This window comes from Arthrobacter sp. Y3225116, assembly GCF_059091245.1.
In genome coordinates, this window is sequence record NZ_JBNHGL010000087.1 from 1 (window position 1) to 11,175 (window position 11,175).

Consider the following 11,175-nt stretch of genomic DNA (forward strand, 5'->3'; position numbering starts at 1 on the left):
TGCTGCTCGCGGTCGCCGGTGTGGCCGCCGCCGCGGCACTGCTGGGCTGGATCGAAGACTTCCGGGGACTGTCCATCCGCGGCCGGGCCGCGCTGCAGCTGGGCATCGGCATCGGCGGCACGGCACTGGCCATCGGACTCACCGGCCAGACCTGGTGGTGGCTGCCGCTGGGCGCCCTGGCCCTGGCGGCCTACATCAACATCGCCAACTTCATGGACGGCATCAACGGGATTTCCGGGTTGCACGGCACTGCCGTCGGACTGATGTTCGCCGCTACCGGCGCCATCACCGGCCACGGCTGGCTGGTGGTCGGCGGGACCGTCGTGGCGGCCGCCTTTGTGGCGTTCCTGCCCTGGAACCTGGGCCGCGGGAACGTCTTCCTGGGCGACGTCGGCAGCTACCTGCTGGGGGCGGGCCTGGCCATGCTGGGCATCACCGCCTTTTTGGACGGCGTGCAGGCGGAGTACCTGCTGGGACCGGTGGCCATCTACCTGGCCGATACGCTCGCCACGCTGCTGCGCCGGATCAGCGCGGGGGAGCGGTGGTACACGCCGCACCGGCAGCACGCCTACCAGCGGCTGACGGACGTGGGCTTCAGCCACGTGCAGTCGGCGCTGCTGGTCACCGGCTGTACGTTGCTGACCGGCTTCTGCGGCTACCTGGCGGCCCAATCGGGCCTCGCGGGCAAGGCGGCAGCCATCGCCGCGTGCGCCGCCGTCGTTGTTTTTTATCTGCGCGCCCCGGTGCTCTTCAGCCGCCGCTCATCCAACGCCGCCAACCCGGCGGCGTAACGGCGGAGCCCGACTCGTCGGCAAGTTCTATCTCGTGTAGAATAAACCCGGCCGTTCCGGCCCGCCCCGCACCGCGATCGAAAACGGACTACCAATGCGCGCTTCACGCCACGACGGCCACCCCGCCGCTGGCGCAGCTGTCGCTGCATCCGGTCCCACCCGGTCGCCGTGGCTGAAGATCCTGCGGTCCGCCCTGGTCGCCGGCGGTGCAACCGCCGGGCTGGTCATCGTGATGTCGACGGTGGCGGCGGGTGCAGCCGGTGCCCTGAGTGCCCTGCTCGGCGCGGCGCTGGTGGTGCTGTTCTTCGCGATCAGCCTGCTGGTGGGCCACTACGTGGGGCGGTCCAATCCTTCCGGCGCCATCGGTGCCTTCATCGCCACCTACATCATCAAAGTAGTGGGCTTTGGTGCGGCTCTCTTCCTCATCGGCACCCCGATGTGGCTCGAGCGGACCTGGTTCTTCGTGGCGGCGGTAGCCACCGTGGTGGTCTGGCAGGCGGCCGAAGTGTTCGCCTTCTCGCGCACCCGCTACCAGCTGTACGCCGATCCCGAACCGGAGCCGGCGGACCGCCGGCAGCAAACGGAAGGGGAGATTGGACATGGCGGCTAAGGGCACATCCGGCCCCGCCCGGAGCGGTTCCGGGGACGATTCCACCTACCAGGGCGGCAACACCGTCCTCACCTATATCCTTGGCGGGATCATCGCCTGGGGTTTGGTAGGCTGGGGTTTGGACTATCTGCTGGATACCCGCTGGCTGATTTTCGTCGGTGCCGTTCTGGGCGCTGGAGGCGGATATTATCTGGCCCGCAAACACAACCTCACGCGCGGCGCCCGGCGCCGCCATGAGGATGGAGCGGGGGACCACACCTAAATGTCAGAAAACTTTATACGGTGGCCTGCCTCGATGGCGACCCACCCTGAAACGCCCAAAGATGGACACTGCAGAGAGGAAACGCGTTGATCGCGCTTGCGCTTCCGGCGGCCGCTGATGAAGGTGGCTTCGTCCCACCGACCCTCGAAGATATGCATCTACCGGAGGTTCTCCCGTGGATGGCCCCGTACGGTGAGGGCTTCGGCAAGCAGATGCTGCTGGTCCTGCTGTCCGTCGCACTGATTTCCTGGTTCTTCGTGGCGGCCTCCCGCCGCCGCCAGCTTGTTCCCGGCAAGCTGCAGCACCTGGGCGAAATGAGCTACAACTTCGTCCGCAACTCGGTGGGCAAGGACATCATCGGTGAGCGCGATTTCAGGCCGTTCGTCCCGCTGCTGATGGCACTGTTCTTCTTCATCCTGGTGAACAACCTCTTCGGCTCCATTCCGCTGCTGCAGCTGCCGACCCCGTCGCACGTGGGCACGGCCTACGCCCTGGCCGGCGTCGTCTACATCACGTGGATCGTCCTGGGCATCAAGAAGCACGGCATCGGCTACTTCAAGCTCGCCGTCGTTCCGTCCGGCGTGCCGAAGGCGATCCTCCCGCTGGTCGTCCTCATCGAGATCATCTCCACCTTCCTCGTCCGCCCGGTCACGCACAGCCTGCGTCTCTTCGCCACCATGCTGGCCGGCCACCTGATCATCATGCTGGCTGCCGCCGGATCCGAATTCCTGATCATGGATGCCGACTTCTGGTTCAAGCCGCTGGGCATCCTGACGCTGGCCGGCGGCGTGGGCATGTACTTCTTCGAAATCCTGATCCAGGTCCTGCAGGCGTACGTGTTCGTCCTGCTGACCGCGATCTACATCCAAGGCTCCCTGGCCGAGGAACACTAAATTTCCCCGCTGGGGAAGAACCTGAACCAACAACCTGCCCATTGGGGCATCTTGAAAGGAAAATAATGGAAGGCAATATCAACCTCGTCGGTTACGGTCTCTCCGCTATCGGCGGTGCCATCGGTGTGGGCCTCGTGTTCGCTGCTTACATCAACGGCGTTGCCCGCCAGCCGGAGGCACAGCGCGTGCTGCAGCCGATCGCATTCCTGGGTCTCGCGCTGACTGAAGCTTTGGCCATTCTTGGTCTGGTGTTCGCGTTCGTCCTCTAACAGGGCAACGCGGACCATCCACACCGAGTAGATAGGACGGGTGAGATATGAATCAGGCAATGATCCTCGCCGCCGCGGAGGGTGCAAACCCTCTGATCCCTAACGTCTGGGAAATCGTCGTCACGCTGATCGGCTTCGCGATTCTCATGTACATCGTCGCCAAGTTCGTCGTTCCGGCGTTCGAGAAGACGTATGCGGAGCGCACCGAAGCCATTGAGGGCGGGATCGCCAAGGCGGAGGCCGCCCAGGCCGAAGCCAGCGCTGCGTTGGACGAGTACAAGCAGCAGCTGATGGACGCCCGCGCGGAAGCCAACCGCATCCGCGAGGACGCCCGCGCCGAAGGCGCCCAGATCCTGGCGGAGCTGAAGGAAAAGGCCCAGGCAGAGGCTGCACGCATCAGCGAGCAGGCCCAGGTCCAGATTGATGCAGAGCGTCAGGCGGCCGTGACATCGCTGCGCAGCGAAGTCGGCACCTTGGCCACCGAACTGGCCGGCAGGATTGTCGGCGAGTCGCTGAACGACGACGCACGCGCTGCCCGCGTCGTGGACCGCTTCCTCGCCGACCTTGAGTCTCAGAGTGCAGGTGCTGCTAAATAATGGCCGGTGTATCGAGCGAGTCACTGAAAGCGGCACAGCAGGAACTGGAGGCTAAGCTTCCCACCGCTTCGCTGTCCCTGGCAGAGGAACTCTTTGGGATCCTGGGCCTGCTGGACAGCAATGCCGGTCTGCGCCGTGCCCTGACCGATCCGGCGCGCGACAGCAGCGAGAAGGCCGACATGTTCGGCCGCCTCCTCGAGGGGAAGGTCTCGGCGGATGCCCGGGCCATCGCAACCTCGTTGGCTGCCGCGCGTTGGGCCTCCGCGCGCGACATCGGGGACGCCTTGGAGACCTTGGCGGCCACGACGGCTGTCGCAGTCGCAGAGGGCCAGGGTGTTGACGGACTCGAAGGTCTGGAGAGGGACCTGTTCGCGTTCAACCGCATTGTCGGGTCGGACCACGGCCTGCAGCGTGCCCTGCTGGAACCCCAGGCTTCGGACGAAGCCAAATCGGCGCTGGCACTGAAGCTGGTGCCGGCCGCGGGTCCCGTGGCACAGCTGCTGATCCGGCAGGCGGTAACCGCCCCGCGCGGCATCAAGCCCACGGCTCTGGTAGAGCGGTTCATCCAGTTGGTGGCCAAGCGCCAGCAGCGTTGGATCGCGGAGGTCAGCGTTACCCGTCCGCTGACCAGCGAACAGATGAGCCGCCTGCAGACCGGGCTCAACCGGTTGTACGGCCGGGAGCTGCGGATCCACTTCAACGTGGATCCACGGCTGGTTGGCGGCGTGCGGGTCATGGTCGGGGATGAGGTCGTGGATGCGTCCGTGATCTCCCGCCTGGCCGAGCTCCGCCGGAGTCTCGCGGTTTAGCCTCCTCACGGAGACTGGGCCGGAAGCCTCACACAGACTGAAAAACACACCGGTCGTCGCGCACCACGCGATGATCATAAACACAGGAGAGCAGGGACTGCAGATGGCCGAATTGACCATCAACGCCGACGACGTCCGCAATGCGCTGAACGAGTTCGCGGCGTCCTATGAACCCGGAAGCGCCGAGCGGGTCGAAGTCGGCCACGTGACCACCGCCAGCGATGGCATCGCCCGTGTCGAGGGTCTTCCCTCGGCCATGGCGAACGAACTGCTGCGTTTCGAGAACGGCGTCCTGGGCCTGGCCCAGAACCTCGACACCCGCGAAATCGGCGTGGTGATCCTCGGTGAATTCACCGGCATCGAAGAAGGCATGGAAGTTCACCGCACCGGTGAGATCCTGTCCGTACCGGTCGGCGACGCCTTCCTCGGCCGTGTCGTGGACCCGCTGGGCCTTCCCATCGACGACAAGGGCCCGATCGAATCGCACGAGCGCCGCGCACTGGAGCTGCAGGCTCCGGGCGTTACCCAGCGCAAGTCCGTGCACGAGCCTCTGCAGACCGGCATGAAGGCCATCGACGCGATGATCCCGATCGGCCGCGGACAGCGCCAGCTGATCATCGGCGACCGCCAGACCGGCAAGACCGCCATCGCCGTCGACGCCATCTTGAACCAGAAGGCCAACTGGGAGTCCGGCGACGTCAACCGGCAGGTCCGCTGCATCTACGTGGCGATCGGCCAGAAGGCATCGACCATCGCCGCCGTCCGCCAGACCCTGGAGGACAAGGGTGCGCTGGAGTACACCACCATCGTGGCGTCCCCGGCCTCCGATCCCGCCGGCTTCAAGTACCTGGCGCCCTACGCCGGTTCGGCCATCGGCCAGCACTGGATGTACTCCGGCAAGCACGTCCTGATCATCTTTGATGATCTCTCCAAGCAGGCCGAAGCCTACCGCGCCGTGTCGCTGCTGCTGCGCCGCCCGCCGGGACGCGAAGCCTACCCGGGCGACGTGTTCTACCTGCACTCCCGTCTGCTGGAGCGTTGCGCCAAGCTCTCCGACGAGCTGGGCGCGGGTTCGATGACCGGCCTGCCGATCATCGAGACCAAGGCGAACGACGTCTCGGCCTACATTCCGACCAACGTCATCTCCATCACGGACGGCCAGATCTTCCTGCAGTCCGACCTGTTCAACGCCAACCAGCGTCCCGCCGTGGACGTCGGCGTGTCCGTCTCCCGCGTGGGCGGTGCGGCACAGGTCAAGGCCATGAAGAAGGTTTCCGGCACGCTGAAGCTGGACCTGGCTCAGTACCGGGACATGCAGGCGTTCGCCATGTTCGCTTCGGACCTTGATGCGGCCTCGCGCCAGCAGCTGACCCGCGGTGCCCGCCTCATGGAGCTGCTGAAGCAGGGCCAGTACACGCCGTACCCGGTGGAAAACCAGGTTGTGTCCATCTGGGCCGGCACCAACGGCTACCTGGACGATGTTCCGGTCGAGGACGTCACCCGGTTCGAGACCGAGTTCCTCTCGCACCTGCGGCACCGCAGCTCGGTGCTGACGACGATCGCCCAGACGAATCTGCTCGAGGATTCGACCGTGGACGAGTTGAAGTCGCAGATCGTGGACTTCAAGCAGGGCTTCTTCGGGGAGGGCGACAGTCGCCTCGTCGGCGCCGGCCACGAAGAGTACGACCCCCTGGCCGAAGACGAAGTCGCCCAGGAACAGATCGTCAAGCAGAAGCGCTAATTCATCTTCGTTGGCCGGGCGGAACCACTAACGGTTCCGTCCGGCCGCCGAGGACGAGGAAAGGAAGAGTATGGGAGCCCAGATTCGGGTCTACCGCCAGAAGATCGCATCGACTTCGTCGCTGCGGAAGATCTTCAAGGCGATGGAGCTGATCGCCGCCTCACGCATTGGCAAGGCCCGCAGCCGCGTCGCGGCCTCGTTGCCGTACGCCAATGCGATCACCCGTGCCGTTTCTGCCGTGGCCTCGCAGTCCGAGATCGACCACCCGCTGACCACCGAGCCGGAGCAGATCCGCAGGGCCGCCGTGCTCGTGCTGACCTCCGACCGCGGTCTGGCGGGATCGTACTCCGCGTCGGTGTTGAAGCAGGCCCAGTCCCTGACCGAGCTGCTTCATGGAGAAGGCAAGGAAGTCCGCCACTACCTGGTCGGCCGCAAGGCGCAGGCCTACTTCGACTTCCGGAACATTCAGTACCAGCAGGTCTGGACCGGCGGAACCGACGCTCCTGAGTTCGCGACCGCGCGCGAGATCGGCGAGGCACTGCTCTCCGACTTCAACACGCCGTACGAGGACGGTGGCGTAGACGAGCTTCACATTGTCTACACCCGCTTCAAGTCCATGGTGACCCAGGAGCCCGCGGTCATCCGACTGCTGCCGCTGGAGGTCGTGGAAGAAGAGGCCACCGCAGAGACCGATCTGCTGCCGCTGTACGAGTACGAGCCGGAGCCCGAGCAGGTCCTGGACGCACTGCTGCCGCGCTACATCGAGTCGCGCATCTTTGCAGCCCTGCTTCAGGCTTCTGCCAGCGAGCTGGCCGCACGCCAGCGCGCGATGAAGTCGGCCAGCGACAATGCCACCGACCTGATCGAGAAGTACACCCGTCTGCGCAACAACGCGCGCCAGGCAGAGATTACGCAGGAACTCACCGAGATTGTCGGTGGCGCGGACGCCCTGGCAGCGTCCTAATAAGTCCCTGCAGCAACAGCACACATAACCACGCCATCGAAACTGAGAAGTGAGAAAGATGACTGCCCAAACCATCGAGCACGGAACCGGTTCCGTCGCTACGGGCGCTACCGGCCGTATCGCCCGTGTCATCGGCCCGGTTGTCGACGTCGAATTCCCGGCGGACGCAATCCCCGCAATGTACAACGCCCTCACCGCTGAGGTGACCCTCAACGGCGCGACCCGCACCATCACCTTCGAGACCGCGCAGCACCTGGGCGACAACATGGTCCGCGCCATCTCGCTGCAGGCCACCGACGGCCTGGTCCGCGGCACCACGGTCCAGGACCTCGGGTCCCCGATCACCGTGCCCGTGGGCGACGGCGTCAAGGGCCACATCTTTAACGTCCTGGGCGAGCCGCTGGACGTCGAGGCATCCCAGCTGGAAATCACCGAGCGCTGGCCGATCCACCGCAAGGCGCCGAACTTCGCCGAGTTGGAAGGCTCCACCGAGATGCTGGAGACCGGCATCAAGGTGATCGACCTGCTCACCCCGTACATCAAGGGCGGCAAGATCGGCCTGTTCGGCGGCGCCGGCGTGGGCAAGACCGTGCTGATCCAGGAAATGATCACCCGTGTGGCCCGTAACTTCGGCGGTACTTCCGTGTTCGCCGGTGTTGGCGAGCGTACCCGTGAGGGCAACGACCTCTGGGTTGAAATGGAAGAAGCCGGAGTGCTCAAGGACACCGCCCTGGTGTTCGGCCAGATGGACGAGCCGCCGGGAACGCGTCTGCGCGTGGCCCTGTCCGCTTTGACCATGGCGGAGTACTTCCGCGATGTGCAGAAGCAGGACGTGCTGTTGTTCATCGACAACATCTTCCGCTTCACGCAGGCCGGTTCCGAGGTTTCCACGCTGCTGGGCCGCATGCCCTCGGCCGTGGGCTACCAGCCGAACCTGGCCGACGAGATGGGCGTGCTGCAGGAACGCATCACCTCCACCAAGGGCCACTCGATCACCTCGATGCAGGCGATCTACGTCCCCGCAGATGACTACACCGACCCGGCTCCGGCGACGACCTTCGCCCACCTGGATGCGACCACGGAACTGTCCCGTGAAATCGCCTCCCGTGGCCTGTACCCGGCTGTGGACCCGCTGACCTCGACGTCGCGCATCCTGGATCCGCAGTACATCGGGCACGACCACTACAACACCGCGGTCCGCGTGAAGCAGATCCTGCAGAAGAACAAGGAACTGCAGGACATCATCGCCATCCTCGGCATTGACGAACTGGGCGAAGAAGACAAGATCGTCGTCGCCCGCGCCCGCCGCATCCAGCAGTTCCTGTCGCAGAACACCTACACCGCCAAGCAGTTCACCGGCGTCGAGGGTTCCACGGTATCCATCAAGGACACCGTGGAAGGCTTCCGGGCCATCTGCGACGGCGAGCTCGACCACATCGCCGAGCAGGCCTTCTTCAACGTTGGCGGCCTGGACGACGTGGAGCGCCAGTGGGCCAAGATCCAGGAACAGACCGGGAAGTAAGGCCTGTGGCTAATATTTCTGCTGAACTGGAAGTTGAGATTGTTGCCGCGGACCACTTCGTGTGGTCCGGCCCGGCAACAATGGTCAGGGCGCGGACCAGCGACGGCGAGATCGGGATCCTGCCCGGGCACAGCCCGGTGCTGGCGGTCCTGGCCGCCGGCGAGCTGGCCATCGAGCCGGTCTCTGGTGAGCGCATCAACGTGAATGTCGACGGCGGGTTCTTCTCGGTCGACAGCAACCGGGTCGTCATCGTCGCAGACAATGCGACGGTTGGCGACGAGGCTACGGCGGGAACCCGCTAGCCGCCGGTGAACGGTCTCGACGTCACGTTCGCCATACTGGCCGCAGTCTTCCTGCTGCTGGTGTTGGCACTGGTCGCCTTCGGGGTGCGCCGCTACCAGCTGCGGCGCGCCCTGGGCACCTTCGACGCCTCCATCGCCATGCTGCCTGGCAGCTGGCAGATGGGGGTTTGTCGTTATACGGACACGCACCTGGAATGGCTGCGCCTGCTGTCGTTGAGTCCCAAGCCGCGCTACCGGTTCCGGCGCAGTTCGCTGGAACTGCAGGGCTGGCGGCAGCCGACCGAAACCGAACGGGCCAAGATCCAGCCCGGTGCGATCGTCGTGATGCTCACGCACGAAAAACAGGATCTGTCGATGGCAATGACCTTCGACGTCTACGCGGGTCTCTCGTCCTGGCTGGAAGCCGGGCCGGTGATCGGCATCGGCACCTGGCGCTAAAGACCCATGGGCGGCGCGGCTCTCCGGAGCCGCGCCGCCCGCCTTTAACCGGCACAGCCGTGTACAACCGGCGCAGTCCCGGCTCAACCTTAGGATGGTTTCCATGGAAAACGTGATCGTGGTGCACGGCCCCAGCTCGCTCAACGGGCGGGTGGAGGTTCCCGGCGCCAAGAACAGCGTCCTGAAGCTGATGGCCGCGGTGCTGTTGGCCCAGGGCCGTTCCACGATCACGAATGTGCCGGACATCCAGGACGTCTGGATCATGTCGGAACTGCTGCGCCGGCTCGGCTGCGCGGTGGACTACGACGTCGACGCCGCCAGCGTCCACATCGACGTCCCGGCCGAGCCGGCGCACCAGGCAGACTACGACCTGGTCCGCGCCATGCGCGCCTCCATTTCCGTGCTCGGCCCGCTCGTGGCACGCTGCCGGCAGGCGGAAGTGGCACTGCCCGGGGGAGACGCCATCGGCAGCCGCGGCCTGGACATGCACCGGGCCGGGCTGGAACAGATGGGCGCCCACATCAGCATCGACCACGGCTACCTCGTGGCCAAGGCGCCGCAGGGGCTGCACGGGACCCACCACCGCCTGCCGTATCCGTCGGTCGGCGCCACCGAAAACCTGATGATGGCCGCGACCCTGGCCCGGGGAGTGACGGTGATCGACAACGCGGCGCGGGAACCGGAGATCACCGACATCGCGGACCTGCTGGTCTCGATGGGCGCCCGGATCGAAGGGATCGGCTCGCCCACGCTGGTCATCACCGGCGTGGAGGGCCTGCAGCCCGTGCGCCACAGCACCGTGCCGGACCGGATCGTCGCCGGGACGTGGGCCTTCGCCGCTGCCGTCACCGGGGGAACCGTGGACGTGGCCAGGTCCAATCCCGGCCACCTGGCCGTGGTCCTGGACAAGCTGGAACAGGCCGGCTGCCGGATTACCAGCAGGGACGACGGCTTCACGGTGGAAGGACCGGAGCGCCCGCGGCCGATCAACGTCTCCACGCTGCCGTACCCCGGATTTCCCACGGACCTGCAGCCGTTCGTCGTCGCGCTGAATGCCGTGGCCGACGGGCACGGCATGGTGACGGAAAACGTGTTTGAGGCGCGCTGGGGTTTCACCTCCGAATTGGCCCGGCTGGGAGCGGTGGTGCGGCTGGACGGGCACCACGCGCTGATCAAGGGGGTGCCGCAGCTCTCCGGCGCACCGGTCGAGGCCAACGACATCCGAGCCGGAGCCGCGCTGGTGATCGCGGGGCTGGTGGCCGACGGCACCACCGAGGTCCACGGCGTGGAGCACATTGACCGGGGATACGAGCGGTTCGACGAGCGCCTGCGCGCATTGGGCGGAGACGTGGTCCGGCTGGGACCGCCGAAGCTGCCCGCCTGACGCCGTGAAATCCTCTGCCGGAAAAACAGAACCCCTCCGACGGCATCGGAGGGGTTCTGTGTGCGGTGCGGTGCCGTGGACGGCCCGCCCTGCCAAGCCGAAGCTAGATGACAGTGACGCCGGTGGCCTGGGGGCCCTTGGCGCCCTGGCCGATCTCGAAGCTCACGCGCTGGTTTTCGTCGAGGGTCTTGAACCCGCCCGACTGGATTTCAGAGTAGTGAACGAAGACGTCGCCGTCGGCCTCATCCGGTGTGATGAAGCCGAAGCCCTTTTCCGCGTTAAACCACTTAACGGTCCCCTGTGCCATTTACATCTCCTCATCGTGGAACAAAAACAAGCCGGCACACCTCGTACCAACCCGGTTACTCCGTGGAAGATCCAAACGACACGGCCTGCGGGCCGGACGCCGTGGAGCTTCACACTCGCAACACGTCTTGCGAGCATGAAAACCACACCTACACAAAGACTGAGTTAAGCATCACACAAGCCCCATGGGCGGTCAACGGTACAAAGGACAATTCAATCTTTTATTAAGCGAGAGTTCGACGCGGGGTTAAGTACCGGGCCGCGGGCGCCGAACCCGGCGCCCGCGGC

At 65.5% G+C, this 11,175-nt stretch carries 14 protein-coding genes; 13 read left to right on the plus strand and 1 reads right to left on the minus strand.

Annotation, left to right across the window (positions count from 1 at the left end; translation table 11 throughout):
* The 13 genes from AC5RV2_RS09885 to murA all read left to right on the plus strand — a co-directional run.
* The coding region (locus tag AC5RV2_RS09885; protein WP_494092183.1) for an MraY family glycosyltransferase at positions 1 to 791 on the plus strand (791 nt) is incomplete at its 5' end.
* A 94-nt stretch (positions 792 to 885) separates the two neighbouring features.
* The gene (locus AC5RV2_RS09890) at positions 886 to 1,401 is read left to right on the plus strand and encodes a Cg1360 family ATP-synthase-associated protein (RefSeq protein WP_494092184.1); all 516 of its coding nucleotides are present in this window, start codon (positions 886 to 888) and stop codon (positions 1,399 to 1,401) included.
* Complete coding sequence (locus tag AC5RV2_RS09895; RefSeq protein WP_494092185.1) at positions 1,391 to 1,663, plus strand: hypothetical protein; 273 nt, start codon at positions 1,391 to 1,393, stop codon at positions 1,661 to 1,663. Before AC5RV2_RS09890 ends, AC5RV2_RS09895 begins: the two co-directional genes overlap by 11 nt.
* 86 nt (positions 1,664 to 1,749) lie before the next feature.
* Positions 1,750 to 2,556: a F0F1 ATP synthase subunit A gene (atpB, locus tag AC5RV2_RS09900; protein ID WP_493979717.1), complete on the plus strand. Its 807-nt coding sequence runs from the start codon at positions 1,750 to 1,752 to the stop codon at positions 2,554 to 2,556.
* Positions 2,557 to 2,621: 65 nt separating this feature from the next.
* Positions 2,622 to 2,825, plus strand: coding sequence for an ATP synthase F0 subunit C (atpE, locus tag AC5RV2_RS09905; protein WP_074701684.1), 204 nt, complete (start codon positions 2,622 to 2,624; stop codon positions 2,823 to 2,825).
* Positions 2,826 to 2,872: 47 nt separating this feature from the next.
* Positions 2,873 to 3,421, plus strand: coding sequence for a F0F1 ATP synthase subunit B (locus AC5RV2_RS09910; RefSeq protein WP_494012425.1), 549 nt, complete (start codon positions 2,873 to 2,875; stop codon positions 3,419 to 3,421).
* The gene (locus AC5RV2_RS09915) at positions 3,421 to 4,230 is read left to right on the plus strand and encodes a F0F1 ATP synthase subunit delta (RefSeq protein ID WP_494092186.1); all 810 of its coding nucleotides are present in this window, start codon (positions 3,421 to 3,423) and stop codon (positions 4,228 to 4,230) included. The genes AC5RV2_RS09910 and AC5RV2_RS09915 overlap by 1 nt, the downstream gene beginning before the upstream one ends.
* Before the next feature lie 103 nt (positions 4,231 to 4,333).
* Positions 4,334 to 5,971: a F0F1 ATP synthase subunit alpha gene (gene atpA, locus AC5RV2_RS09920; RefSeq protein ID WP_494000121.1), complete on the plus strand. Its 1,638-nt coding sequence runs from the start codon at positions 4,334 to 4,336 to the stop codon at positions 5,969 to 5,971.
* Between the two features lie 70 nt (positions 5,972 to 6,041).
* Entirely contained in the window at positions 6,042 to 6,935 is an 894-nt protein-coding gene (locus tag AC5RV2_RS09925) for a F0F1 ATP synthase subunit gamma (protein ID WP_494092187.1), read from the plus strand.
* Positions 6,936 to 6,993: 58 nt separating this feature from the next.
* The gene (gene atpD / locus AC5RV2_RS09930) at positions 6,994 to 8,457 is read left to right on the plus strand and encodes a F0F1 ATP synthase subunit beta (protein WP_494092188.1); all 1,464 of its coding nucleotides are present in this window, start codon (positions 6,994 to 6,996) and stop codon (positions 8,455 to 8,457) included.
* 5 nt (positions 8,458 to 8,462) lie between these two features.
* Positions 8,463 to 8,759, plus strand: coding sequence for a F0F1 ATP synthase subunit epsilon (locus tag AC5RV2_RS09935; RefSeq protein ID WP_493979723.1), 297 nt, complete (start codon positions 8,463 to 8,465; stop codon positions 8,757 to 8,759).
* Between the two features lie 6 nt (positions 8,760 to 8,765).
* Complete coding sequence (locus tag AC5RV2_RS09940; protein WP_493989254.1) at positions 8,766 to 9,197, plus strand: DUF2550 domain-containing protein; 432 nt, start codon at positions 8,766 to 8,768, stop codon at positions 9,195 to 9,197.
* A gap of 103 nt (positions 9,198 to 9,300) precedes the next feature.
* Positions 9,301 to 10,581 (plus strand): UDP-N-acetylglucosamine 1-carboxyvinyltransferase, encoded by a 1,281-nt coding sequence (gene murA, locus AC5RV2_RS09945; RefSeq protein ID WP_494092189.1) that lies wholly within the window; start codon positions 9,301 to 9,303, stop codon positions 10,579 to 10,581.
* Between the two features lie 103 nt (positions 10,582 to 10,684).
* Here murA and AC5RV2_RS09950 read toward each other — a convergent pair whose 3' ends face one another.
* The gene (locus AC5RV2_RS09950; RefSeq protein WP_136787594.1) at positions 10,685 to 10,888 is read right to left on the minus strand and encodes a cold-shock protein; all 204 of its coding nucleotides are present in this window, start codon (positions 10,886 to 10,888) and stop codon (positions 10,685 to 10,687) included.
* Positions 10,889 to 11,175 lie beyond the last annotated feature (287 nt).

Bases quoted from the DNA above. Each gene is read 5' to 3' on its own strand.
- atpA (WP_494000121.1), top strand. From the start codon at position 4,334: ATGGCCGAATTGACCATCAACGCCGACGACGTCCGCAATGCGCTGAAC.
- AC5RV2_RS09910 (WP_494012425.1), top strand. From the start codon at position 2,873: ATGAATCAGGCAATGATCCTCGCCGCCGCGGAGGGTGCAAACCCTCTG.
- atpE (WP_074701684.1), top strand. From the start codon at position 2,622: ATGGAAGGCAATATCAACCTCGTCGGTTACGGTCTCTCCGCTATCGGC.
- atpD (WP_494092188.1), top strand. From the start codon at position 6,994: ATGACTGCCCAAACCATCGAGCACGGAACCGGTTCCGTCGCTACGGGC.
- AC5RV2_RS09890 (WP_494092184.1), top strand. From the start codon at position 886: ATGCGCGCTTCACGCCACGACGGCCACCCCGCCGCTGGCGCAGCTGTC.
- murA (WP_494092189.1), top strand. From the start codon at position 9,301: ATGGAAAACGTGATCGTGGTGCACGGCCCCAGCTCGCTCAACGGGCGG.
- AC5RV2_RS09915 (WP_494092186.1), top strand. From the start codon at position 3,421: ATGGCCGGTGTATCGAGCGAGTCACTGAAAGCGGCACAGCAGGAACTG.
- AC5RV2_RS09925 (WP_494092187.1), top strand. From the start codon at position 6,042: ATGGGAGCCCAGATTCGGGTCTACCGCCAGAAGATCGCATCGACTTCG.
- AC5RV2_RS09895 (WP_494092185.1), top strand. From the start codon at position 1,391: ATGGCGGCTAAGGGCACATCCGGCCCCGCCCGGAGCGGTTCCGGGGAC.
- AC5RV2_RS09950 (WP_136787594.1), bottom strand. From the start codon at position 10,888: ATGGCACAGGGGACCGTTAAGTGGTTTAACGCGGAAAAGGGCTTCGGC.